At 60.2% G+C, this 23,929-nt stretch carries 26 protein-coding genes; 14 read left to right on the forward strand and 12 right to left on the reverse strand.

Annotated elements, in window-relative coordinates; translation table 11 throughout:
* Positions 1 to 10: 10 nt before the first annotated feature.
* Together FZZ92_RS07960 and FZZ92_RS07965 are read left to right on the forward strand one after the other, a co-directional pair.
* The gene (locus FZZ92_RS07960) at positions 11 to 1,339 is read left to right on the forward strand and encodes a histidine phosphatase family protein (RefSeq protein WP_226398791.1); all 1,329 of its coding nucleotides are present in this window, start codon (positions 11 to 13) and stop codon (positions 1,337 to 1,339) included.
* Between the two features lie 4 nt (positions 1,340 to 1,343).
* Positions 1,344 to 2,609 (forward strand): dihydroorotase, encoded by a 1,266-nt coding sequence (locus FZZ92_RS07965; protein WP_226422968.1) that lies wholly within the window; start codon positions 1,344 to 1,346, stop codon positions 2,607 to 2,609.
* Here the strand turns inward: FZZ92_RS07965 and lepB are convergent.
* The gene (gene lepB / locus FZZ92_RS07970) at positions 2,599 to 3,264 is read right to left on the reverse strand and encodes a signal peptidase I (protein WP_115024334.1); all 666 of its coding nucleotides are present in this window, start codon (positions 3,262 to 3,264) and stop codon (positions 2,599 to 2,601) included. The genes FZZ92_RS07965 and lepB overlap by 11 nt on opposite strands.
* A 78-nt stretch (positions 3,265 to 3,342) precedes the next feature.
* On the opposite strand from lepB, the gene FZZ92_RS07975 reads away from it, so the two are divergent.
* Positions 3,343 to 4,848, forward strand: coding sequence for a hypothetical protein (locus FZZ92_RS07975; protein ID WP_226422969.1), 1,506 nt, complete (start codon positions 3,343 to 3,345; stop codon positions 4,846 to 4,848).
* Here FZZ92_RS07975 and FZZ92_RS07980 read toward each other — a convergent pair.
* The 4 genes from FZZ92_RS07980 to FZZ92_RS07995 all read right to left on the reverse strand — a co-directional run bounded on the left by FZZ92_RS07980 (position 4,811) and on the right by FZZ92_RS07995 (position 6,809).
* Complete coding sequence (locus FZZ92_RS07980; protein WP_115023960.1) at positions 4,811 to 5,173, reverse strand: arsenate reductase family protein; 363 nt, start codon at positions 5,171 to 5,173, stop codon at positions 4,811 to 4,813. The two genes, FZZ92_RS07975 and FZZ92_RS07980, sit on opposite strands and share 38 nt — an antisense overlap.
* A 3-nt stretch (positions 5,174 to 5,176) precedes the next feature.
* Positions 5,177 to 5,536 carry a 2Fe-2S iron-sulfur cluster-binding protein gene (locus tag FZZ92_RS07985; RefSeq protein WP_115023962.1) on the reverse strand — a complete coding sequence of 120 codons (360 nt, stop codon included), beginning with the start codon at positions 5,534 to 5,536 and terminating at the stop codon, positions 5,177 to 5,179.
* Between the two features lie 69 nt (positions 5,537 to 5,605).
* Complete coding sequence (locus FZZ92_RS07990; protein ID WP_115023963.1) at positions 5,606 to 6,115, reverse strand: inorganic diphosphatase; 510 nt, start codon at positions 6,113 to 6,115, stop codon at positions 5,606 to 5,608.
* Between the two features lie 289 nt (positions 6,116 to 6,404).
* The gene (locus FZZ92_RS07995; RefSeq protein WP_226398787.1) at positions 6,405 to 6,809 is read right to left on the reverse strand and encodes a resolvase; all 405 of its coding nucleotides are present in this window, start codon (positions 6,807 to 6,809) and stop codon (positions 6,405 to 6,407) included.
* 207 nt (positions 6,810 to 7,016) lie between these two features.
* On the opposite strand from FZZ92_RS07995, the gene FZZ92_RS08000 reads away from it, so the two are divergent.
* From FZZ92_RS08000 to FZZ92_RS08015, 4 genes are all read left to right on the forward strand, one after another.
* Positions 7,017 to 8,798, forward strand: a complete 1,782-nt coding sequence (locus FZZ92_RS08000) for a proline--tRNA ligase (RefSeq protein ID WP_226422970.1) — start codon at positions 7,017 to 7,019, stop codon at positions 8,796 to 8,798.
* A 24-nt stretch (positions 8,799 to 8,822) separates the two neighbouring features.
* Positions 8,823 to 9,248, forward strand: a complete 426-nt coding sequence (psb27, locus tag FZZ92_RS08005) for a photosystem II protein Psb27 (RefSeq protein WP_115023968.1) — start codon at positions 8,823 to 8,825, stop codon at positions 9,246 to 9,248.
* 81 nt (positions 9,249 to 9,329) lie between these two features.
* A complete protein-coding gene (locus tag FZZ92_RS08010) occupies positions 9,330 to 10,649 on the forward strand; it encodes an adenylosuccinate synthase (protein WP_170952146.1) in 1,320 nt (439 codons plus the stop codon).
* 41 nt (positions 10,650 to 10,690) lie between these two features.
* Positions 10,691 to 11,704 (forward strand): adenosine kinase, encoded by a 1,014-nt coding sequence (locus tag FZZ92_RS08015; RefSeq protein WP_115023969.1) that lies wholly within the window; start codon positions 10,691 to 10,693, stop codon positions 11,702 to 11,704.
* Here FZZ92_RS08015 and cutA read toward each other — a convergent pair.
* Both cutA and FZZ92_RS08025 read right to left on the reverse strand, forming a co-directional pair.
* The gene (gene cutA, locus FZZ92_RS08020) at positions 11,673 to 11,999 is read right to left on the reverse strand and encodes a divalent-cation tolerance protein CutA (protein ID WP_115023971.1); all 327 of its coding nucleotides are present in this window, start codon (positions 11,997 to 11,999) and stop codon (positions 11,673 to 11,675) included. The genes FZZ92_RS08015 and cutA overlap by 32 nt on opposite strands.
* 10 nt (positions 12,000 to 12,009) lie before the next feature.
* Positions 12,010 to 12,801, reverse strand: coding sequence for a precorrin-6A/cobalt-precorrin-6A reductase (locus FZZ92_RS08025; protein ID WP_226398829.1), 792 nt, complete (start codon positions 12,799 to 12,801; stop codon positions 12,010 to 12,012).
* Between the two features lie 29 nt (positions 12,802 to 12,830).
* Here FZZ92_RS08025 and FZZ92_RS08030 point away from each other — a divergent pair, with 29 nt between their 5' ends.
* Positions 12,831 to 13,289, forward strand: a complete 459-nt coding sequence (locus FZZ92_RS08030; protein WP_115023974.1) for a single-stranded DNA-binding protein — start codon at positions 12,831 to 12,833, stop codon at positions 13,287 to 13,289.
* Positions 13,290 to 13,318: 29 nt separating this feature from the next.
* Here FZZ92_RS08030 and FZZ92_RS08035 read toward each other — a convergent pair whose 3' ends face one another.
* A complete protein-coding gene (locus FZZ92_RS08035; RefSeq protein ID WP_115023976.1) occupies positions 13,319 to 13,507 on the reverse strand; it encodes a hypothetical protein in 189 nt (62 codons plus the stop codon).
* Positions 13,508 to 13,576: 69 nt separating this feature from the next.
* Here FZZ92_RS08035 and FZZ92_RS08040 point away from each other — a divergent pair, with 69 nt between their 5' ends.
* The 3 genes from FZZ92_RS08040 to FZZ92_RS08050 are packed head-to-tail and all read left to right on the forward strand — an operon-like array spanning position 13,577 to position 16,066.
* Positions 13,577 to 14,119, forward strand: coding sequence for a DUF2854 domain-containing protein (locus FZZ92_RS08040; protein ID WP_115023977.1), 543 nt, complete (start codon positions 13,577 to 13,579; stop codon positions 14,117 to 14,119).
* Between the two features lie 3 nt (positions 14,120 to 14,122).
* Positions 14,123 to 15,004: an acetylglutamate kinase gene (gene argB, locus FZZ92_RS08045; protein ID WP_115023979.1), complete on the forward strand. Its 882-nt coding sequence runs from the start codon at positions 14,123 to 14,125 to the stop codon at positions 15,002 to 15,004.
* Positions 15,005 to 15,007: 3 nt separating this feature from the next.
* Complete coding sequence (locus FZZ92_RS08050; RefSeq protein WP_226398258.1) at positions 15,008 to 16,066, forward strand: DUF3153 domain-containing protein; 1,059 nt, start codon at positions 15,008 to 15,010, stop codon at positions 16,064 to 16,066.
* On the opposite strand, the gene priA is transcribed toward FZZ92_RS08050, so the two are convergent.
* Positions 16,067 to 18,313 carry a primosomal protein N' gene (priA, locus tag FZZ92_RS08055; RefSeq protein WP_226398259.1) on the reverse strand — a complete coding sequence of 749 codons (2,247 nt, stop codon included), beginning with the start codon at positions 18,311 to 18,313 and terminating at the stop codon, positions 16,067 to 16,069. It abuts the gene before it with no gap.
* Positions 18,314 to 18,617: 304 nt separating this feature from the next.
* Between priA and rpoD the strand changes: the two genes are divergently transcribed.
* Positions 18,618 to 19,991: an RNA polymerase sigma factor RpoD gene (rpoD, locus tag FZZ92_RS08060; protein WP_226398260.1), complete on the forward strand. Its 1,374-nt coding sequence runs from the start codon at positions 18,618 to 18,620 to the stop codon at positions 19,989 to 19,991.
* Positions 19,992 to 20,189: 198 nt separating this feature from the next.
* Here rpoD and FZZ92_RS08065 read toward each other — a convergent pair whose 3' ends face one another.
* Positions 20,190 to 20,657: a hypothetical protein gene (locus tag FZZ92_RS08065; RefSeq protein WP_226422971.1), complete on the reverse strand. Its 468-nt coding sequence runs from the start codon at positions 20,655 to 20,657 to the stop codon at positions 20,190 to 20,192.
* A gap of 138 nt (positions 20,658 to 20,795) precedes the next feature.
* Between FZZ92_RS08065 and hemC the strand changes: the two genes are divergently transcribed.
* On the forward strand, positions 20,796 to 21,749 hold the full coding sequence (gene hemC / locus FZZ92_RS08070) for a hydroxymethylbilane synthase (protein ID WP_115023987.1): 954 nt from the start codon (positions 20,796 to 20,798) through the stop codon (positions 21,747 to 21,749).
* Here hemC and FZZ92_RS08075 read toward each other — a convergent pair whose 3' ends face one another.
* Entirely contained in the window at positions 21,750 to 22,271 is a 522-nt protein-coding gene (locus FZZ92_RS08075; protein WP_226422972.1) for a L,D-transpeptidase, read from the reverse strand.
* 133 nt (positions 22,272 to 22,404) lie between these two features.
* Here FZZ92_RS08075 and FZZ92_RS08080 point away from each other — a divergent pair, with 133 nt between their 5' ends.
* Positions 22,405 to 23,283 carry a hypothetical protein gene (locus tag FZZ92_RS08080; protein ID WP_226422973.1) on the forward strand — a complete coding sequence of 293 codons (879 nt, stop codon included), beginning with the start codon at positions 22,405 to 22,407 and terminating at the stop codon, positions 23,281 to 23,283.
* Positions 23,284 to 23,340: 57 nt separating this feature from the next.
* On the opposite strand, the gene FZZ92_RS08085 is transcribed toward FZZ92_RS08080, so the two are convergent.
* Positions 23,341 to 23,928, reverse strand: coding sequence for an inorganic diphosphatase (locus FZZ92_RS08085; RefSeq protein WP_226398263.1), 588 nt, complete (start codon positions 23,926 to 23,928; stop codon positions 23,341 to 23,343).
* Between the last annotated feature and the right edge of the window lies 1 nt (position 23,929).

Raw genomic sequence — 23,929 nt, forward strand, 5'->3', positions numbered from 1 at the left:
GAGCTGAACCGTGCCCCTTCGTCTTCTTTTGGTCCGCCACGGTCTCAGCAGTTTCAACAAGGAGCGGCGGATCCAGGGTCGAGATGATCTTTCGAACCTCAGTGATGAGGGTCATGAACAGGCAAGGGCCCTGGGCCGCTCGCTGCAGGAGGTGAGCTTCCAGGCCATCTACAGCTCGCCGTTGCAACGGGCTGCCGCCACAACCGCAAGCCTGCTGGAGGCCCATGCCGGTCAGGCACCGGATGTTGTGCTCGATGACGGCCTGCTTGAAGTGGATCTGGAACCCTGGTCCGGTCAAACCATCGATGAGCTCATCGAAGGGTCACCAGAGGCTTACAGCATCTGGAAACAGCAACCGATGAGGTTGGAACTTCAACGTCGGGACGGTTCGTCTTACAAGCCCCTGGCGGAGCTGATGGGGCAGGCGCGTGGATTCATCACCAACCTGCTGCAGCGCCATCCCGTCGATGGCAATGACACGGTGCTGGTGGTGGCCCACAACGCCATCCTGCGCTGCCTGATGCTGGTGTTATTAGGTGAGCCCGACAACGGGTTCCGGCGGCTCCGCGTCGACAACACCTCCCTCTCGATCTTCAACCTCCATCCCGGCGTTGATCGCCCCCAGGTGCAGATCGAATGCCTGAACAGCACCACACACCTGCAACCTCTGCCTGAGAAAGGCAAGAACGCCAGGCTGATCCTGGTGCGGCACGGCGAGACCGACTGGAACAAGGCAGGCCGCTTCCAGGGACAAATCGATATTCCGCTTAACAGCAACGGTCGCCGTCAAGCCGCGGCCGCCCGCGATTTCCTCAAAGACATCCCCATCGATCGGGCCTGGAGCAGCACCCTGTCGCGGCCAACGGAAACGGCACAGATCATTCTCGAGGCGCATCCCGATGTGCCCCTGACCCAGATCAATGGACTGGTGGAGATCGGGCACGGACTGTGGGAAGGCAAGCTCGAATCTGAGATCAGAGACGGCTGGTCGGAGCTGCTGGACACCTGGAAGCGTGCTCCAGAAACCGTGCAGATGCCTGAAGGGGAGACCATCCAGGACGTGTGGGCCCGTTCCGTCCGGAGCTGGGGAGAGATCTCTGGTGAGCTGAAGCCTGAGGAAACGGTGCTGGTGGTGGCCCACGACGCCGTCAACAAGACGATTCTGTGCGACCTCCTTGGCCTAACTCCGGCCGACATCTGGGCCGTCAAACAGGGCAACGGTGGCGTCACGGTGGTCGACATTGCCGCCGATCCAGGCCAGCCTGCAGTGGTGACCTGTCTGAACCTCACCTCCCATTTCGGAAGCGTGATTGACCGAACGGCAGCAGGCGCTCTCTGACGTCATGAACGACACCTTGCTTCTGGATCCGGTGCGCGTCCTGCGTGGCCCCGGACAACCGGTGATGCTCGGTGCAGTCCTGATCGATCAGGGGGTGCTGGTCGGCTTTGATGACGAGGCCCGGCAGCAAGCCCTTGGCCGGGGCATCAAGGCCAGCCCAGCACCGGATCAACTGGTCGCCCCCTGCCTGGTTGATCCCCATTCCATCCTTGAGACCCCCTTCAGCGGGGATCAGGAAACAGCCGTGAGCCTGCGTCACTGCGCTGCAGCGGCGGGCTATGGCCAGATTGCCCTGCTCCCCCGCAGCAACACCTGGCGCGATCGTCCGGAACGGCTGCAGGGATTCAGCGTCGATCAAGATCAGACGGCAACGGTTCGCCTGCACCTTTGGGGAGGCTTCAGCCGCGGCGGCAAGGCGGATGAACTTGCCCCCCATGGCGATCTTCTCGAACACGGTGCCATCGGACTGGCGGATGATGACGCCATGGTTCCAACCCCGTTGCTGGAACGGGGACTGCTGCTCGGAGAGATGGGGGGATGCCCAGTGCTTGTGGCACCCCGCGATCCCGCTCTGCAGGGGGAGGGGCTGGTGCGGGAAGGAGTGGAGACGCTTCGGGCCGGGTGGCCAAAGGATCCGATCACCAGCGAGACCGTTCCGCTCAGCCAGTTGCTGCTGCTGCATCAACGCCATCCGGAACAACAGCTGCGGCTGATGAACCTCTCCACAGCAGCAGCGGTGCAGCAGCTTTCAGGCTGCGAGTTCCCTCCCCTGAGCAGCGTGAGCTGGTGGCATCTCCTGACCGACCGCAGCATGCTGGCCAGCAGCGATCCAGGCTGGCGCGTCTGCCCCTCCCTCGGGGGTCCGGAGGATCGTGACCAGTTGATCCAGGCCGTTCAACAGCGAATCATTACTGCCGTGGCTGTCCATGCTGTGCCTCTGGATGCCGAGGACATGCTGTTGCCGGGTGACCAGCGTCCGGCAGGCCTCAGCGGCCACCATCTGGTGCTGCCAGCGCTTTGGAATGCTCTGGTGCAATCGGGCCGCTGGACCGTTGAAGATCTTTGGCAAGCCCTCAGCTTTGGGCCGTCGGCCCTGATCGATCAGCCCCCTGAACAGCTTGAGCAGGGCAGCCGGCGCTGGCTGCTGTTCGATCCCGAGCAACGCTGGTCGGTCGAGAGAAGCACGCCTGGAGCTCCGCGCGCTGCCAACATTCCCTGGCTGGGACGTGAACTTCAGGGCAGTGTTGTGGCCTGCGGACTCAGTTGCTGAGCGGACCGATCCGCGCAGGCGGCCAGAAGCGGAAGACAGCACGCCCGATGATCTGATCGTCGGGCAGGAACGGCCCCCCGGGCCAACGACGTGCATCCTGGCTGTTGCGACGGTTGTCACCCAAAACGACAACGTTGCCTTCGGGGACGACGGCATACAGACCTTTGCAGCCGATCATTCCATCGCGATCCGAACAGAAGTTGGTGACGTAAGGCTCTTTGAAGGCTGTGCCGTTGATGCTCACAGCGCCGCGACTGTTGACCTCAACAACATCGCCAGGCACACCGACCACCCGTTTAATCCAGGCCTCACATTCGGGATAGCGCTGCACCAGAACCCGATCGACAACCCAACTGATGCCTGGGAAGGTGACGATGCCGCACTTCAGTGGATTCGGTTGCCCCGACTCCAATTTCCAGACGGGATCAAACGCACTTGGGGAATTGAACACGACGATCTCACCACGCTGGGGAGGGCGGGACCGATACGAAAGTTTCTCAACGATCAACTTGTCGCCAACCTGCAGGCCAGGAAGCATCGATCCCGATGGGATGTAACGCGCTTCAAAGGCGAATTGCCGAAGCAAGAGATACAGCGAGACCGTGAACAGAAACGGGGCCCAGAACTCCCAAATCGCGCTCACTCTGCCCTTCACATCAGAAGGCCCTTTCTCCGCGTTCAATGTGGGCAGGCTCAATCTTTCGAACCACGATAGGGGGAGCCTGCAGGCCCCATGATCCGTCCACGCTGGCAAGCACTTAAGCCCCATCGAGGCCTGCTCAGCTGGCGCCGCTGGGACCAGGCCATTGCCGTGATCGCCGCAATCAATCTCAGCTGGGTCGCTCTTGACCTCACCTACATCCCCCTGCGCACTTTCTGGCTTCAACGCAATCTTTATCCGGTTCCATCGCTGCCCCTGGTGGTCCCTCTGCCCTGGCTGCCGGACATCACCCCACTTCTGGACCCCTTAAAGGGCATAGAACCCCATCGCGACACAGAGGCTTATCTCAAGGCCTACAGCGCCCTGGATCAAGCACTCCTGAAAAGCGGTTTGCGTACACCTGAAAGCAGCGATCTGCTGAAGCAGCAGGCGGCTCTAACCACGGGGCTGATGTACAGCAACCCGTTCATCAGTTCAGGCAATGCCGGTGCGCTTGAGAAATTCAAGAACCGACTCCGAGCTCGTACCGGCCTGGAATCAGCTCGCGCATCGGCCAACCTTCTACTGAGCCCCGAGCATCTCGAGAAATCCCCCTGGAGCCAGGAGCGTCAGTTCTGGAGCCAGCAGATCGTGCCCCTGGTGGAAAGCAATTACTGGCGAAGCATCGACGAAAACGGACGCCCCAGCGATCTGAGCTGGCGCATCGACACTCCGTTTCAACTCCTGTTCCTGCTCGACATCCTTCTGCGGACCCTGCGCCTGAAACAGCGCTACCCCGCGATCCGCTGGCGCGACGCCCTGTTACGTCGCTGGATCGACCTGCCACTGCTGCTTCCATTTGCGCGCTGGCTCAGGGTGATCCCTGTCACAGAACGCCTTTGCGGAGCAGGGCTGCTGCAATTGGAACCTCTTCGTGCGGTCATCAGCCGCGGCGTGGTGGCCCTGTTGGCGGTGGAACTGTTTGAGGTCATCGCCATCCGACTCGTCGACACACTCCAGCAATTGATCCGATCTCCGCAATTGCCAGAGAGGGTGCGGGGACTGTGCAGTTACCAAAGCAGTGATCTAAATGATGAGCGGGAGGTGGTCGAGCTGCTGCGGCTATGGGTGCCACTGCTGCTGACCCGTGTTGGCCCAGCCATGCGCCCGCAACTGCAAGCCTTGATCAGCCATCTGGTGCAGCAGAGTTTGGACCGGAACGTGGTGCCTGACGCCTTACGGCGGCTCCCCGGACTGCAAAACGCCGAATCGGAATTCAGCCGCCAGATGGCGGAAAGCATGGTGACCTCCGTCCTCGACCTCTCGAAGGGAGCCGGCAACCGCATCGGTCAGCGCGACCCTGTCCTCGAATCCCTGGGATCAGAGGCCCTCGATCGACTGTGGGAGGAACTTGCACACATGCTGGAACAAGGCCCTGTATTGACTCGAAGTCAGGATTTGCTCGTGGCCCTGCTGGAAGACATCAAACGATCGAGCTTCCGCCAAATCCGTGACCAAGGAGATGTCGATGCTCTGATCAGCGAATTGGATGGATTGAATTTCAGCCCTGGAGCGTCGACTCCCAGAGATCAGGCTTAAAGCCGATCAGAAACGTGGAGGAATCCACCACCACAAAAGGGCGTTTGATCAGTTTTCCGTCGGCAGCCAGAGCATCAAGAGCCTCGTCATCGGTGAGGGCCTTCACCGATGCAGCTCCCATGGCTCGATAGCTCTGGCCACTGGTGTTGAACAACAGCTTCCGCTCACCAAAACATTGATAAGCCGCCGACAGCAGCTCCCTAGACGGTGGGTTCAGGGTGATGTCGTGGACGTCGTGGGCGATTCCTCGCTCAGACAGCCATGCCAACGCCTTCCGACAGGTGCTGCAGCGGTTGTAGCTGTAGACCTGGAGAATTCCCGCCAAGACTCAGCGGCCAAACAGGGATTTGATCGCACCAACCAGGCTGTTGGAGCCGCGGCCAACACCTTCGGCCGGACGGGTGCGAACCGTCACATCACCGTTCACAGTGGTGCGGCAGCTCAAGCGGAAATTCGCAGGTCGGTCAGCCAGGTACACCTCTTCGACGTCGCTGCGGGGTGAAAGGTTGCCCTGACCTTCAACCACCTCCATCACACAGGTGCCGCACTGACCAACGCCACTGCAGTTGTTGAGGTTGTTGAGGCTCTTGTAGGGGTTGATCCCTGCATCAAGTGCAGCTTTTCGCAGATTCGCGCCCTCGATGCAGCCAACCTGCTGGTCTTCCTGCTCGAATCGGATGGTGGGCACAGTTTCGGCGAATCTCAATGCGCACCAACCTACAAGCAACTGGCCGAATCAAGCGGACCTTTTCTGAGATCAGTTGGCCGCTTTGATACAGAAATCCAGTAAGGGCTGGACCGCATCGATGTCGCGCCAACCATCAATCGACACAACTCCGCCTTGCAGCGTGCGGTATGTCCTGAAAAATTCAGCGACCTCCTCAAGCTGTGATGCCGCAATCTGGCGAATGCTACGGATCTCGTCTTGACGGGGATCCGCATCGGGAACACACAAGATCTTCCCGTCGTAGACATCCAGGTCATACAGATCCAAAACCCCGATAGGGCGGGCCTTGATCAGACAGCCAGCAAAAGTGGGCTCGGCCATGATGACCATGGCATCAAGGGGAGATCCATCGTCCGCCTGAGTGTTGGGAATGAAGCCGTAATCGAACGGGTAACGCACCGAGGAGTGCATCACCCTGTCCAGCACCATGACGCCAGCCTCAGCCAGATATTCGTATTTATTTCTGCTTCCTGCCGGAATCTCCACGATGAGATTCACCAATCCTTGCGAAGGAGACGGGGGGAGCTGATGGAGATCCATTCCGATGCGAGGCGGTTGGGATCAGTCGCGGAGAGGAGAAGGGTCGATCCGTGATCACAGCCACCAAAGGAGCACTGAAGCTGACAACAGCAATCAGCAGTCCAGTTAAGGCCGTCAAAGAGGCGCTACGACTAAACGGCTCATCCGTCTCAGACGACGCGATGGCGTCATCGCCAGACGGGAGGAAAGCATCTGAGGCCATAGAACGGGGAGTCACAAGGGCTCCCTCTTCTCATCACAACGTTGATCAATTCATTCTGTCACTGCCCAAAGACAGATGCATGGATCATTAAGCAGCTGGACGATCTTGCTGGTCGAGACGTGCACTTAGATCAGAAGGGGGCTGCACGCTGCCTTCGAGATGGGTGCGAATCAGACGGAGCTCTTCAAGGATTGATCCCAGAATCTGTTGCGTCGCCGTTGACGGAGAATTCAACACCTCAACAGTGACTTCCTTGATGCGCAGAACGTCCTTGGCGAAGCGTGCAACTTCGTTGGGATGGAACATCAGCGGATCTTTCTGATCACTGCGGTATTCCGGATTCAGCTTGCGGGGATTGAAGGGAGGATTGAGGTTGCGAGGGTCTGTGTTGGTGTAGCGATAGACCGATGCGCGAGAACGATTGAGAGATTTCTGAACGTCGTCAATGCCCACCAAGGCCTCAGGTTGCGCGGAAGCTTGGGCTGAATCCATGGAAAGTTCTGCCTGTTGTTGAACGTGTGACGCCACAGATTCAACGGACCGAGGAAACATGAGACGGGCCTAGGACAGGCTGGAATGAGCTGGACGGTAGCAGCCGAGACTCAGGGCGCACAGTGGAATCCCAGCAAAACGGACACTTCTGCGATCGGCATGCTTCCGGAGCGGTGATAGCTTCCAAATCTCGTTTTCTTGCGATCGATGCGCGTCTCCCGCCTGCTGCTGGTGACGCTTCGGGATGTTCCCGCCGAAGCGGAGATCACCTCGCATCAGTTGCTTCTGCGTGCTGGGTACATCCGTCGCATTGGATCAGGGATTTACGCCTATCTACCTCTGATGTGGAGGGTGCTTCAAAAAATCACAGCCGTGGTGCGTGAGGAGATGAACCGCGCCGGCGCCCAGGAGACCCTGCTTCCACAGCTGCACCCTGCAGAGCTCTGGCAGAAAAGCGGTCGCTGGCAGGGCTACACAGCTGGCGAGGGAATCATGTTTCACCTCGAAGACCGGCAAGGCAGAGAGCTGGGGCTTGGACCAACCCACGAAGAAGTCATCACGAACCTGGCAGGTGAGCTGTTGAGGTCGTACCGGCAGCTTCCGGTGAACCTTTATCAAATCCAGACCAAATTCCGAGACGAGATCCGTCCTCGCTTCGGTCTGATGCGAGGTCGAGAATTCATCATGAAAGACGCCTACTCCTTTCATGCCAGCGAAGCGGACCTTCGCGAGACCTACGGGTTGATGGATCAGGCCTATCGCCGCATTTTTGAACGTTGCGGACTCGATGCCGTCCCTGTCGATGCCGACAGCGGAGCGATCGGAGGTGCTGCCTCCCAGGAGTTCATGGTGACGGCGGATGCCGGGGAAGACCTGATCCTGATCAGCGATGACGGGCAATACGCGGCCAATCAGGAGAAGGCTGTTTCGATTGCCCCAGCGGCATCGCCCCTACCCGAAGGCCCTGAGGAGTGCATCCCGACCCCTGGCTTGGGGAGCATCGAGAGCCTCTGCGACGCCAAAGGCTGGGATCCAAGCCAAGTGGTGAAGGTGCTGCTTTGTGTGGCGGCCTTGGACGACGACACGCTCCAACCCCTGCTGATCAGCCTTCGTGGTGACCAGGACCTGAACCCCACCAAAGTCGTCAACGCCGTCAGCGGCATCCTGGGCAAGGGCGTCCTCGATTGCCGTTCGATCACGCCAGACGACCAAAACCGCCAACAAATCGATCCAATCCCCTTCGGATCCATCGGGCCTGACTTGTCCGATGACGTCCTGCAGGGAGCGAAGACCTGGGAGCCAACCTTCCTGCGTCTGGCAGACGAAACAGCCCTTGAGTTGGGCCATTTTGTCTGTGGTGCCAATACGCCTGATCAGCACCGTTTCAACACCAGCTGGGCCGCCCTCAAGCAACAGCCAACAAGGTTGGATCTGCGCAATGCAAGGGCGGGCGACGCCTGTCGACACAACGCGGAATCACGGCTGACTGAAAAACGTGGCATCGAAGTCGGCCACATTTTTCAGTTGGGCCGGAAATATTCCGAAGCCATGGATAGTCGCTTCACCAACGAGAACGGCAAGACCGAACCGTTCTGGATGGGTTGCTATGGGATCGGTGTTTCCAGGCTGGCGCAGGCTGCCGTCGAACAGCATCACGATGACGGTGGCATCTGCTGGCCACCCACAATCGCCCCATTCGAAGCGATTGTGGTCGTCGCCAACATCCAGGACGAGACCCAGGCCCAGCTGGGGGAAACGCTCTATGAGCAACTTCAGAAGGCAGGGGTCGAGGTGCTCATCGACGACCGAAAGGAACGAGCGGGCGTCAAATTCAAAGACGCGGATTTGATCGGTATTCCCTGGCGGATCGTGGTGGGACGGGACGCAACCGATGGCGTCGTTGAGCTTGTTCAGCGCAGCAACCGAGAGGTACAGAAGCTTCACCACGCAGAGGCCTTGTCTTGCCTGATCAAGGCACTCCACCCCTAAAGTCAGCAGATTCTCAAGGGTTTCATGCTCTCCGCACTGACACGCCTGCTTCGCCCCTTGAGCCGGGCTGCTGTAGCCCTCGGCCTGGGCTTATGCCTTTTTCTAACCGCCTGCAGTGGTGATGCTGAAGCCCGTTTGAGCGGCAATTACGTGGAAGACACCGTGGCGGTCTCCCGCACGTTGCGAACGGTGATCGACCTGCCCCAGGACGATCCAACCCACGCCGAAGCCGAAGCGGACGCTCGGTCACTGATCAACGACTACATGTCCCGCTACCGGCCTCAGCCGCGCGTGAACGGACTCAGCTCCTTCACAACAATGCAGACCGCACTGAACTCTCTGGCGGGTCACTACACCTCCTATGCCAACCGTCCCCTTCCTGAGGCACTCCATGACCGGATCGCCAAGGAATTAAGCAAAGCCGAGAAGTCTGTGGTCCGGGGCAGCTGAGCCCCTGGACACACGCTTTGACGAGGCCACCCGAGATCTGAGATACTCGCGGATTGTGCAGATCTGCGGCTTCGGGCCGCCGTGTTCTTGGCCAACGTTGTCGTCATCGGAGCGCAGTGGGGTGACGAGGGAAAAGGAAAGATCACCGATCTCCTCAGCCGCTCGGCCGATGTGGTGGTGCGCTATCAGGGTGGTGTGAATGCAGGCCACACGATCGTCGTTGACGAACGTGTCCTGAAATTGCACCTCATTCCCTCTGGAATCCTCTATCCCGACACGATCTGCCTGATTGGGTCAGGAACGGTCGTGGATCCCAAGGTGATGCTTGGTGAGCTCGACATGCTCATCGCCAATGACATCGATATTTCGGGCCTGCGCTTGGCATCCACGGCTCACGTGACGATGCCGTACCACCGCCTGCTCGATCAGGCCATGGAGAAGCAACGCGGAGCGCGTCGGATCGGAACAACTGGCCGCGGAATCGGCCCCACCTATGCGGACAAGTCGCAACGCAGCGGCATCCGCGTGATCGACCTGCTGGACGAACAACGGCTGAGGGAACGCCTTGAGGGGCCTCTGCAGGAAAAGAACGAACTTCTTGAAACCATCTACGGCGTTGCTCCTCTGAACGCCGAGGATGTCATCAAGGAATATCTGGAATACGGGAAGCGCCTCGCACCCCACGTTGTGGAGTGCACCCAGGCCATTCACCAGGCTGCCAGGGATCGCAAAAACATCCTGTTCGAAGGAGCCCAGGGCACGCTGTTGGACCTGGACCATGGCACCTACCCCTACGTCACCTCGTCCAATCCCGTCTCCGGAGGGGCCTGCATCGGTGCGGGCGTCGGTCCGACTCTGATTGACCGTGTTATCGGCGTCGCCAAGGCCTACACCACCCGTGTGGGTGAGGGCCCCTTCCCAACGGAACTGAGCGGGAGCCTGAATGATCAGCTCACCGAACGCGGTGGGGAATTCGGAACCACCACTGGCCGGCGGCGGCGCTGCGGTTGGTTTGACGGTGTGATCGGTCGCTATGCCGTGCAGGTGAACGGCTTGGACTGTCTGGCCGTGACCAAGCTGGATGTTCTGGATGAACTCGACGAGATCCAGGTTTGCGTGGCCTATGAGCTCAACGGCGAGCGGATCGAGCACTTCCCTAGCAGTGCCGAGGACTTCGCCCAGTGCAAGCCCATCTTCAAAACACTGCCTGGCTGGCAATGCTCAACCGAGGAATGCCGCAGTCTTGAGGATCTCCCCAAACCGGCCATGGATTACCTGCGCTTCCTCGCGGATTTGATGGAAGTGCCGATCGCCATCGTCTCGCTTGGTGCCAGCCGTGATCAGACCATCGTTGTGGAAGATCCGATCCATGGCCCGAAACGCGCGTTGTTGAGCGCCTGAGCCTCTGAGGTTCATACTTCGGGGCTGTCTTCACAGCACCGATGTCGCCTGAGACCCGTTTCCCCAGCACCTGCAATCTCGATGTCGTTGGCATCGGCAACGCGATCGTGGACGTTCTGGTTCAGACGGACGACAGCTTCATCTCTGACAACGGCCTCCAGAAAGGAGGCATGGCGTTAATCGATGAACAACAGGCCGAGACCCTCTACAAGGCGAGCGGTCCTGGCCTTGAGACCTCCGGCGGATCTGTCGCCAACACCATGGTCGGGATCGCCCAGCTCGGCGGTCGCGCTGGTTTCATCGGTCGTGTCCGTGACGACCAGCTCGGCACCATTTTCAGCCACGACATCCGAGCCGTTGGTGCACGCTTTGAAACCCCAGCCGCCACCAGCGGAGCCACAACAGCGCGCTGCCTGATTTACGTCACGCCCGACGCGGAGCGGACCATGTGCACCTTCCTGGGAGCCTCCACCCAGCTGGAGCCGGAGGATCTCGATCTGTCGATGGTCAAGCAGGCCAAGGTGCTCTATCTGGAGGGGTACCTCTGGGACAGCCCAGCCGCCAAGCGAGCCTTCATCGCCGCCGCAGAAGCCTGCCGAGAATCAGGAGGACAAGTGGCCCTCTCCCTATCGGATGGCTTCTGCGTGGATCGGCATAGGGAGAGTTTCCTCGAGCTGGTCAATGGCCATGTGGATGTGCTGTTCGCCAACGATGTCGAGATTCAGTCGCTCTACGAAACCGAGGATTTCGATCAGGCCCTCGACCGGGTCCGCGGCTGCTGCTCGGTGATCGCGATCACCCGTGGAGCCCAGGGATCCGTCGTGCTGAGTGGAGACGAACGCTGGGATATCGGCATCTTCGGCCTGGGCGACCTGGTGGACACCACAGGAGCAGGCGACCTCTATGCCGGGGGATTCCTGCATGCCTTCACCCAGGGCGAGTCCCTCGAACGCTGTGGTCAGCTCGGTGCTCTCTGCGCTGGTCAAATCGTGACGCAACTGGGGGCACGCTCCCAGGTCTCCCTCAAGCAGCTGGCGGCGACGCATCTGAACTGAGCTCAGCCAGGGCCCAAGCCCCATAGGCCGGTGAAGCCGTCACCGGCCAGCTCAACCACTCGGGTGTGTCATAGCTGTGCAGTTCTGACACAGCCAAGCGAACCGCCTCCAGATGCTGGGCGGAGGTCTTCATCAGCAGTTGGACCTCATCGGAATGCTCCAGCGCGCCCTCCCAGCGGTAGAAAGACTGAACGGGGTGAATGGAGACACACGCCACAAGATGGCGCTCCAGCAAGACCTCAGCCAGCTGTTGGGCGCGCTCGGCGTCCGCTTCCGTGGTGAGGGCAAGCACCATCCCACTCGCTTCAATCTCGCTCAAGCCGATCCAAAAGGCTGCTTACATCCTCGACACAAGCCATGCCATCGGGGGGGGATGGACGGCGCAACAGCACCAAGTTCAGCCCCAGCTCTGTTGTGAGTTGATGCCAGAGCTGTTCCGTCACACCACCAGACTGGCGGCACAACACCACGCTGATGCCCCAGCGTTGGCAGAGGGCTCGCTCGATCGCCCCTGGCACCTCCCCCTGCAGGGGACGCACCACGGCGAGGTGATCCGGATCCAAACCCGCCCGCAGGGCTGCGCGCAATCCATCAGGGGACGGAAGTGCACGGCCATAGGGGATGGCCCCAGCGCGGCGTACAGCAGCAGCCATCGCCGGAAGATGGCGACCCCCAATAGCCAGCAGCAGGTGCTGGCCCTGGAACGGCTGCACTGCCAATGCCTTGGCATCAGCCACCAGGGAGGCAGCTCCAAGCGGTTCGCGGCGACGCTCATAACGCAGCAGCGGTTGGTCCACCGAAGCACAGGCGGTGACCAGGGAATGGCTGATCTGAGCTGCAAAGGGATGCGTGGCATCCACCACCCAACGAAAAGGCCCGGCCTGGTGCAGAGCGGCAATGATTCCGCCAACACCTTGCAGGGCACCGATCGAGATCCGCTCCAGCGGCAGTCCCGCGTAAGCCTTCGCCGCACTTGAGGTCACCACGCTCACGCTCACACGCCAATTGCAGCGAGAGAGCTCCTGCACCAAGCGCGGCCCCTCACCGGTTCCAGCCAGCAACAGGACACGACGCTGGTCATTCGCGGGCCCTTGCATCAGGATGTGCGCCGACACCAGCTCAAGCCATGAACCATTGCGTGCTCGAAGTGGAGGTGATCGACGCACCGACGGTTCGATACACCCAAGACAACCAGACTCCCATTGCGGAGATGGCCGTGCGCTTTGACCCCCTGCGGGAGGGTGATCCGCCAGGCGAATTGAAGGTGGTTGGCTGGGGCAACCTGGCCCAGGAGCTACAGAACCGTGTGCAGACAGGGCAGCGGCTGCTGATTGAAGGCCGGCTGCGGATGAACACCATGCCCCGAGGCGATGGCATGAAGGAGAAACGGGCTGAATTCACCCTGGCTCGGCTCCATCCGATCGGCGCTTCAGCCACGGGTGCTCCCCCCGCCGGCAACCCCTCAGCCCCGGCCCCAGTCCGACAGGCCCCCGCAGCTGCGGCGACGAAAGTGGCGAAAGAGCCAGAACCAGCCAGCTGGAATGCTGCGCCCCTGGTTCCCGACACCGACGACATTCCGTTCTGAATCAGAGGATGTTCTCGGTTCGGAGCGGTTCAACGATCGGCTTCGTCCTGCAGCTCTGAAGCTCGGGTGATCAGTTGCCCGAGCTCTCGCTCGAGGGCCGCCAGGTCAAGCCGGAGCTCGGGCCAACGACCGCCATCAATCTGCTGCAACAACCAGCTGCGATCGCGATCGAGCTGCTGGAGCAGATCATCCATGCCGGTCGACGATGGATCAGGCATCTAGCTCGAGGCAGTGGATCTCCATCCTGATGGCCTAGAGGTCAAAATGACGATCAAGCCAAGGCCTTCATGAAGGATTTCTTCTCCCCCGGCAGCCTCGTCACCATCGCCGGAGGCGTGCTGACAGTGATCGGTGCCACCGCTTACGCGACGGGAAGCGCCAACCTCAGCCTGCCCACAATTTTCTATGGAATTCCCATCTTGTTGGGGGGACTGGCCCTGAAATCCTCGGAGCTGCCACCCGCTATCCGGGTGACACCCATCAAGACCTTTCAAAAAGAACGGGAAGCGGCAGCCCCTGAACTGGGCAAGCTTCTCGGGGATGTGACGCGCTGGCGCTACGGCCAGAAGGCCCATCTGGAGTCGTCACTCGAAGCGCTCAAGCTCTGGGATGAGGACACCCCGCCGCAGTTGGAGGAGATCGAAGAGCTGCATTCCGACGCTGGCTATGGCCTTCGGCTGCGTTTTCTGCTTGGAGCCGTTCCCCTCGAACGCTGGCAAGAGCGGCAGGAGCGTCTCGGGCGTTTCTTCGCCAAGGGAATGCGAGCGGAACTCAAGGAACTGGATGAGCAGCGGTTGGATGTTGTTCTGCTTCCCGCGGGTGAGGCATAAGCCATGGCCCAGTCAACCCAGAACAACGATGACGCCCTCAGGGTGTCGGTGCTCAGCGAAGCCCTTCCTTATATCCAGCGTTTCGCCGGACGGCGCATCGTGATCAAGTACGGCGGAGCGGCCATGGCCCATTCCGAACTGCGTGCTGCCGTCTTTCGCGATCTGGCTCTGCTTGCCTGTGTTGGGGTCCAACCCGTCGTGGTTCATGGCGGCGGGCCGGAAATCAACCAGTGGCTGCAGCGTCTGGAAATTCCAGCCGAATTCCGCGACGGATTGCGCGTCACTGACGCCGACACCATGGATGTGGTGGAGATGGTGCTGGTGGGTCGCGTCAACAAACAGATCGTGAATGGGCTCAATCAGCTCGGCACCCGTGCCGTTGGCTTGAGCGGAAGTGACGGAAGCCTGGTCGAGGCTCGCCCCTGGGGGGATGGCAGCCATGGGCTGGTGGGAGACGTTGCCCGCGTCAATCCCGATGTGCTGGAACCGCTGCTGGAGAAGGGCTACGTGCCCGTCATTTCCAGCGTTGCCGCAACCCCCGATGACGGGCGCGCCCACAACATCAATGCCGACACAGTGGCGGGAGAACTGGCGGCGGCCCTGGAGGCCGAAAAACTGATCCTGCTGACCGACACCCCCGGCATCCTCAAGGACCGAAACGATGCTGACTCCTTGATCCGCAAACTGCGCCTCTCAGAGGCGAGACAATTGATCGAAGACGGCGTCGTCGCAGGAGGCATGACCCCAAAAACGGAATGCTGCATCCGCGCCTTGGCGCAAGGCGTCGCAGCCGCCCACATCATTGACGGCAGGGTTCCCCACGCCCTGTTGCTCGAAGTCTTTACGGACGCTGGCATCGGCACCATGGTTGTGGGACGCGGCTGAAGGGTGAGCGAAAAAGACTCAGGACTGGACCTTTCCGAAGCGGAAGCAGCCCTCGAGCGCGGGGACTATGGACAGTGCCTGGATCTGCTCCTCCCCCTAGCGGAAACCCACCCGCCCAACAGTCCCGAGGGGCCCCGGCTGCGTTACTTGATGATCACCGCCTGGATGGGGCAGGGGCAGGACGACAAGGCCATCGCCACCTGTCGTCTGCTCAGTCGCTGCCGAGATCCCAAGTTGCGCCAGCAAGCGCAACAACTACTCGAGATTCTCGAGGCCCCCAGCCTGGATCGTCCGGAACGCTGGTCGATGACGATGCCGCAACTGGAGATGAATGCCTCCGGCAGCGGGCAGCCGAGCACCATGCGACGGCGGCGCTCCCGGCGCCCCGAACCACCGCCTCCGCCACCGACGGGGCCGACGCGACCACCGGCGGCCGGATTCGCCGTGCTGGTCCTGGCAGTTCTGCTGGGGATCACTCTGCTGTTGAGTGGCTGCGTAAGGATCCAGGCCGATCTCGAGCTTCGCGGTCCGGATCGACTGGCCCTCACCTGGGACGTGCAGAGCACCCAGGAACGCTCCCTGCCCTGGCAAGACCAGTTTGAACGCGATTTGGAACGGGAGGTGTCCGGGCTGAAGATCAAGCAGTCGGGGCCTGGACAACAGCACATCAGTAGCGGCGTTGCGTCATCGCATGATCTGGCGCAACAGATGGCCGCTGTGGTTGAGGTGGCTGGCCGCGCGGCAGGACTCTCTCTCCCTGCACCGGTGCTCAAGCTCGAGGAACGCAACTGGCTGCTGGGGGTGCAGCAGCACTTGCAACTGATCGTCGACCTCAGCGATTTGCCCGAGATTCCTGGGCTGGACCTGCATCTAAGCCTCAACCATGGGCGGATTCAAAGCACAGCGCATTCCGGAACAACCACCGAGATCAACTGGCGGGGCTGGCGCTGGAATCCTCTCGGCCTTGGTGGGCTGGTGATTCTGATGCTGCTGACGTGCAGCATGCTCCTGCAGGTCGTGCGGCGGAAGTTGGGCTTTGGCTTCCCGGAACTGCCCTCTTGATCAAAGCTGCTGCGGATCAGGATCCACGGTGAGCGCCACACCCCTGGGCAAGCCCTCCCAAAGGTCCTGCCCAGGAGGCAACGGAAGAGAGGAGCCCGACGGTCCATGCAAGAGCAGCTGCCATCGGCTCCGTCCTGCCACGCGGGCCACCGGAGCAGGGGCAGGCCCCAGCAGCCACCAACTCTGGCTCTGACACATCGGCCGGATCCGCTCAGCAAGAACCGCTGCCGCCGTTGCTGTTTTGCTGGGGGAATCTCCAGACAGACGCAACAGACAAGCGCGACTGAAGGGCACCAAGCCGGCCTCCTTCCGAAGAGCCACTTCCTGAGCAAGGAACGCCTCATAACGACCATCCACCAGGTGTTGAATCACCGGATGCTCCGGGGTGTACGTCTGGACAAGCACCTGTCCCGGTCGCTCGCCCCGGCCAGCTCGGCCCGCCAACTGCAACAACAACTGCAGTGCCTGCTCACCTGCGCGGAGGTCGGGGCGATGCAGAAGCCCATCCGCTGCGAGCACCGCCGCCAGGGTGACCCGCGGCAGATCCATACCCTTGGCCAGCATCTGCGTTCCGATCAAGACATCCGCCTCCCCGGCGGCAAAGCGGTCCAGCAGGCGTCGATGACCATCACGCCCCCCGGTGGAGTCCCGATCGAAACGGAGCAAGCGAAGGCCTTCAAGTTCCTGGGAAAGGAGTTCCAAGACCTTCTGCGTCCCCGCTCCAAAGGGCTTGAATGCCGTGGAACCACAGTGACTGCAGCGGCTCTCCAGCTCCTCACGATGGTCACACCAATGGCATCGCAGCCACTGGCGTCCACCTTGTCCACGGTGGACGGTGAGAGCCACATCGCAATGGGGGCACATCACCACCTCGCCGCAACTGCGGCAGCTCAAAAAAGGGCTATATCCCCGACGTGGCACCAAAACCACCGCCTGTTCGCCCTGCTCCGGCAGCGCCGCAAGACGGTCCATCAAGGCACGACTCACCAGACGTTTGTGCCCTTCAGCCAACTCATGGCGCATGTCAATCACATGCACGGGAGGTAGGGCCTGCCGCGAAATGCGCTGGGTCAAACGCACCAAGGTCAAGGCACCATCGGAGCCAGATTGAACCCAACTCTCAAGCGACGGTGTGGCACTGCCCAGCACAAGCCGTGCTTTTTGCATCACAACCCGATCCAAGGCCAAGTCGCGGGCGTGATAGCAGGGCATCGGAGCGTCTTGCTTGTAGGAGCTGTCGTGCTCCTCATCAAGAACGATCAATCCAAGCGGCTTCAGAGGAACAAACACGGCGGAGCGAGTTCCAACAACCACCAATGGCTGTTCCGCGGAAAGACAGCGGCGCCAGGTCCGGACCCGCTCAGCGTCACCACAACCGCTGTGGTATTCAACGACGCGCGAGCCGAAGCGTTTACGGCAGCGATCGACGAGTTGGGGAATCAAACCGATCTCGGGGGTCAGCAACAAGACATGGCGGCCCCGCTCCAGCTCTTGGGCAGCGAGTTGGAGGTACACCTCAGTCTTGCCGGAACCCGTAATTCCCCACAGCAACAGCCCACGCCCGGGAGAAAGCTGTTGGTAGGCATCGACCACGGCATGCTGCTCAGCGGTCAAGGCCTGGGGATGCTCCCGGAGATCAGCACCCCCAGCGACCTTGTCCTCCGCCAGCCGACGCTCACGCACCAGGTAACCCTGTTGAACCAGGGGGGGCAGCAAATGAGCACCAAATCCACTAGCCACAAGATCCCGTTGCCAGACGCCACCGCCTTGGGCCTTCAACCAAGCCAGAAGTTCCCGCTGGCGGGGGCTGGGTTGATCCGCGTCATCGAAGGGATCACAGCCCTGCACCCACCACATCTGACGTCCTCCCGCCAGCGAGCGCTGACCGGCCTGACCAATCCATCCCGCCGGCAGAGCCGCCTTCAACGTGCGAAAGGCGCTCAGGTGGCAGCGGTCCGCCACCCCCTCCAACCAGCCGTACCAATCAGGGTCAACAGCAGCCCGCTGTAGGAGTGCTTCCACCGGCTGCAGTTCTGGGGGTTCATCCGCTCCCCACTCCCGCTGCGCGACCACCAACCCATGCATGGCACGACCTCTCAGGCGCACCCGCACCAGGTCTCCTGGCATCAATCCCATGGACGGATCAGCGGAGTAGGTGAAGGACCGCCCCTCCCGCCCGGCCTCAAGCCAGACATCAACGCAGCGCCTTGGATGCGACAGGACCTTGCAAACTTCGGAAGACTTCATTAACGTGAGGAGGTTGGTCGTTTTCTGCCAACCCTGCGCTCGATCCAGAGGGAAGACACAGAGTCTGAAGTCAAGGTCTTGTCCTTGCCACTTTGACCGGTCTGAGACCACCCCGGGCAGCACAGACAATTAGTCCAAGCGTTTCGTCGACTCGCGGACACCACCATCAGCCCATGATCTCCGTCTCAGCGTCAGCTGCGTCGTTCTCTTCCGTTGTGACAGAAGATCAGGCTTTTTGGGCCTGAGCCCTTGGTGTGCTGTTGCCGCTTTTGCGTCCCCCCTTCATCCGACTTCGACTTTCACCATGACCCCAGCTGCCACCAAAGCTGCCAAGCCGGACATCGTTCTTCTGGCCAATGCTGACGGCACAGTGAAGGAAGTCTCGAGCAAAGAATCCAAAAAAGCCCCCGCGCGCCGCCGAGCCAGCAAGTCAAGCGCGAATGACCTGAGCGCCGCGGCAGATGAACTGCTCGCAGCAGCGGATCAGGCCAAGTCTTCCGGAACAACGAAGAAAGCAGCAGCCAAAACCGCCAAGGCAAAAACCACCACAAAGACCACAAAGAAAGCAGCAACCGCCAAGAAGACCACCACCAAGGCATCAACAGCTAAAAAATCGACCGCCAAGGCAGCTACAGCTCAACCAACAGCTGAAGAGAAGGCCAAAACAGCCGCTGCCGAGAAGGAAGCCAAGGCCAAAGCCCTGGCGAGCATCAAAATCGGCCCCAAAGGCGTTTACACCGAAGACTCCATTCGGGTCTATCTGCAGGAAATCGGACGGATCCGCCTTCTGCGTCCCGACGAAGAGATCGAACTCGCTCGCAAAATCGCGGATCTCCTCTACCTCGAAGAGCTGGCGTCTCAATTTGAAAGCGACAACGGCCGGGAACCCGACAAAAAAGAGTGGGCCGCGTTGGTTGAGATGCCGCTCATCCGCTTCCGCCGTCGCTTAATGCTGGGCCGACGAGCCAAGGAAAAAATGGTGCAATCCAACTTGCGCCTCGTTGTCTCGATTGCCAAGAAGTACATGAATCGGGGCCTGAGTTTTCAGGATCTGATTCAGGAGGGCAGCCTTGGCCTGATTCGAGCAGCTGAAAAGTTCGACCACGAAAAGGGCTACAAGTTCTCCACCTACGCCACCTGGTGGATTCGTCAGGCAATCACGCGAGCGATCGCGGACCAGAGCCGGACCATTCGCCTACCGGTTCACCTCTACGAAACGATCTCCAGGATCAAGAAAACCACCAAGGTTCTCTCCCAGGAATTCGGTCGTAAGCCAACGGAAGAGGAAATCGCTGAATCGATGGAAATGACCATCGAGAAACTGCGGTTCATCGCCAAGAGTGCCCAGCTGCCGATCTCGCTCGAGACCCCCATCGGCAAAGAAGAGGATTCCCGTCTGGGCGATTTCATCGAAGCAGACATCGAGAACCCCGAACAAGACGTCGCCAAGAACCTGCTACGTGAAGACCTCGAGGGAGTTTTGGCAACCCTCAGCCCCCGCGAGCGCGATGTGCTTCGACTCCGCTACGGATTGGACGACGGACGCATGAAAACCCTTGAGGAAATCGGCCAGATTTTCGACGTGACCCGCGAAAGGATCCGTCAGATCGAAGCCAAGGCCCTGCGCAAGCTGCGCCATCCCAACCGCAATGGGGTGCTCAAGGAATACATCAAGTAGGTCACGAACCCGAGGCTGTCATCGAACAGTCTTGGGAGTAATACATAAGTACATAACCCCTAGCTCAAAGCCCCAATGGGCTCCTATAACGATCTTGAGGGAATTGAGACGCCCTCCTCACACGGAAGAGATCAAACCTCAGTCTGAGACTGGGGTTTTCCTTTGGGAGAAAATAAAAATTCGGTGCATCAGTGTGGATTACGAAGGGCTTTCGAAGGTCTCCGTAAATTCCTGAAAGGCACGCTTCAAGCGCTCCACCGGTGTCTCCTCAAGAGGACATTCCTGACGCGTCTCCAAGGCATAGGCCTGAAGCAGACGTGGATCGGGCTCAAGCACAGAGGCGACTGCCGCCTTGAACAGCACAAGGTTGTGCTGGGACGTAAGCCCCGCCAGATAAGGCTGAAGCACCCAGCTCAGCTGACCATCCTCCGGGGGTTGTACAGCCGAGCGAACCAGACGCGGCCGGAGCAACTGATAGGCGTGATCACCATCACGATCGGTGGTGTGCCGAAGCCGCGCCATCAAGACGTCACCACTGCACAACAGGATCAAACGAATGCATCCCTCGGCCACCAAGGGGAGCATGGTCTCCTGCTCCTGGGGTTCAGGGGCAACCGAGCCGATCGCTCCCACCTGACGAACGCCATTCACAACGGGGCCTGGCATGAGGGTCCTACGCGGCACACGAATGTTACGTGTTCTTCACATAGGCGGCCTTCTCTTTCGAAGCTTCACAACCTCAAGGCTGCCAATCAATGGAGACCTGCCCAAAAGCGTAGGCTGGGCGGCTGATTCGCCTTGTACATGGCCCTCACCGAACTGCGCATCGCCTCACGACGCAGCCAGCTGGCCATGGTGCAGACCAATTGGGTCAAAGCGGAACTGGAAAAAGCGCATCCAGGCTTAAAAATCACCGTGGAAGCCATGGCGACCCAGGGCGACAAAATCCTGGACGTTGCCCTGGCCAAGATCGGCGACAAAGGCCTGTTCACGAAAGAACTGGAAGCCCAGATGTTGGTGGATCGTGCGGACATCGCCGTCCACTCCCTGAAAGACCTTCCCACCAACCTTCCTGAGGGGCTGATGCTCGGCATCATCACCGAGCGGGAAGACCCGGCTGACGCACTTGTCGTGAATGCCAAAAACCAGGCCTACAAGCTCGACACGCTTCCTGAAGGATCTGTGGTGGGAACCAGCTCCCTGCGGCGCCTGGCCCAGCTGCGTCACCACTACCCCCACCTGATCTTCAAGGACGTGCGGGGGAACGTGATCACCCGGCTGGAGAAGCTGGACAGCGGCGATTACGACTGCCTAATCCTCGCTGCAGCAGGTCTTGGCCGCCTGGGCTTTGCCGATCGGATCCACCAACTGATCCCCGGCGACATCTCCCTGCACGCCGTTGGCCAGGGAGCACTGGGCATTGAATGCGTGGAGGGCAAGCCTGAAGTTATGGAGGCAATCAAGGTGCTGGAGCACATGCCCACCTCCCAGCGCTGCCTGGCCGAACGCGCTTTTCTGCGGGAACTGGAGGGCGGCTGTCAGGTTCCCATCGGCGTGAACACCCGCTTCGAAGGCGATCAACTGATCCTCATCGGCATGGTGGCCAGCCTCGACGGCAAACGCTTGATCCGCGACCAAGCCAGCGGCCCCGCCAGCGACCCCGAGGCCATCGGCCTCTCCCTCGCCCACACCCTCAAAGATCAGGGCGCAGGAGAGATCCTTAAAGAGATCTTCGACACCGTTCGCCCCGAAGCCTGATCAACTGCGAATCTCAAGGCGTGTTCCCACATCCACGGCTTCAAACAGCTGCCGGATGTGGCTGTTGAGCATGCGCACGCAGCCAAGGCTCACGGCAGCACGGATCTGAACCCAATGCGGCCACGCCGTTCCATGGATTCCAAATTCGCCGCGCCCATTGCGGTGAAAAGCCATGTAGCGATCGCCGATGGGACTGCTGGGTCCGCGTAACTCGCGCCGCTGGCCCGACTTGTTCGTCACATAGATGGGATCAACTTTCTTGGTGAGAATGGCGAACTCCCCCTTGGGGGTGGGCGTCTTGGGATCTCCGATCGCTACCGGCCACGATCCAAGCCGCTGGCCACCCCGGACAAGAGAGATCTGTCGCTTGCTGAGGTCGAGAACGATGCGCGACTCCCGCGGAACACGCTGCAACGCCACTTCAGCGGCGTCAGCGGAAAGCGACGGCAGCAGGGATCCAGCCAACACACCGCCCAAGAGCACTGGAAACAACGACCACTTCATGAGACGCGCAAGACCCATTGGTCTCAACGTATTCATCGCTGCGCGAAAAAACCGCAGTGCCCAGTGACCAAGCCAATCTCTTCAGATTCTTTTCGGTCTCAAGCGTGACACCTGCGATCCAGCGGTACTCTTCTCCAACCCTCTTTCCTGCGTGTTGACCTCCACGGCGATCGCACCGGCACGGCCAACCCTTCTCGAAGGCAATGCCCTCAGCCAGGAGGTCCAGTCGATCAGTTTTCGCTTCTCCGACCTCCTCAGCAACCGCAGAACCTTCCTTGCCGCTGCCTGGACGCTGCGTCGACGGGGGATCATTTGCCTACGGGAAGCCGCAACTCCTGAACTGATCGCATCGATCAACAGGGATGTTGGCGAGCTGCTCGAAGAAATCGAATCAGGAAATCACGGTCGCCTCGCCTCCCTGGCCCATCTCAATCTTCCCGATCACCGTGTGCTGAAGGGCTACAACCAGTTCCGCGATGCGGATCGGGCCGTCATCAACTACCGGGTCAAACGCCCCGATGGCCGCAGCGGCAGCGATGCGGGAATGATCGACATCTTTCATCCCGAGCGCCTCTCAGAGAGCCTGAACTCCAGCATCCGAGAATGTCTTCAGGAATCCATGATTCAGAGGTTGCTTCTGGCAAGCAGCTTCAATCGTCTGCGGGTGAAGTGCCGCAATCTCTACATCAACAGGGGTGTTCAGGACACGCGCAGCTACCACTGCGATGGACGCTCCCTGAAGTTCAAATCCTTCGTTTACCTCAGTGATGTGCAATCGCTGGCCGATGGGCCCTATTGCTTTGTGCCCAAGTCCCAACGCCGACGACGGCTCTGGTGGCGCAATGCCAGCTACAACAAACGCCACGGTCTGGGACCATTTGAATTCAGTCAGCTCCAAGGGACTGAAGCCATCGCCTTGTATGCCAAGGCGGGAGACATGGTGCTCTCATCGCAGCGCGGCGCCCACTGCGGTCACCCGCAACGCCCCCAGGCACGCCGTGCCGTCCTGGTGAACATGTTCCAGCGCTGAGACATGAAAAAAGGCGGGGAAATCCCCCGCCCGATCACCAGCCGAAAACTGGCTTGTTCAGTCCACCAGCTTGGGATCGATCTCAGCCATGTAACGGGCCTCACAGCTCTTGATGATCTCAATGGCTTTTTCGGTTCCAAAGAAACCGTTCACAGTGCAGGTGCCAGGCTTCTTCAGATCCTTGTAGTGCTCCCAGTAATAGGTGGTCTCTTTCTTCCAGTGATCACCGAGATCTTCCCAGCTCTTGATGTGATCCATGCGCTTGTCATCAGCAAGAACAGCGATCACCTTGTCGTCAACTTCGCCACCGTCGTCGAAAGTCATGATCCCGATGATGCGGGCTTCCACAATCGAACCAGGAATCAAGGGCTCAGTGACACCAACAATCTCGATGTCGAGAGGATCACCGTCTTCATCCCAGGTGCGGGGAATGCATCCGTAGGCGAAGGGGTAAGACAGAGAGGAGTAACCGACGCGGTCAAGCTTGAGATGGCCTGTTTCAGTGATCAGCTCGTACTTGTTGATCGTGTTGGAGTTGAGCTCCACGATCGTGTTGAGACGAAGTTCGGCTTCATCAGCGAAGGCCGGCAGCACGTGCAGCAGGTTGGGCATACTGCGGCTGGGTGCCTGATCGAGGTTGGCCATA

Origin of the sequence: Synechococcus sp. MU1611 (assembly GCF_020514255.1) — a bacterium.
In the GTDB taxonomy this organism is placed as follows: Bacteria; Cyanobacteriota; Cyanobacteriia; order PCC-6307; family Cyanobiaceae; genus Parasynechococcus.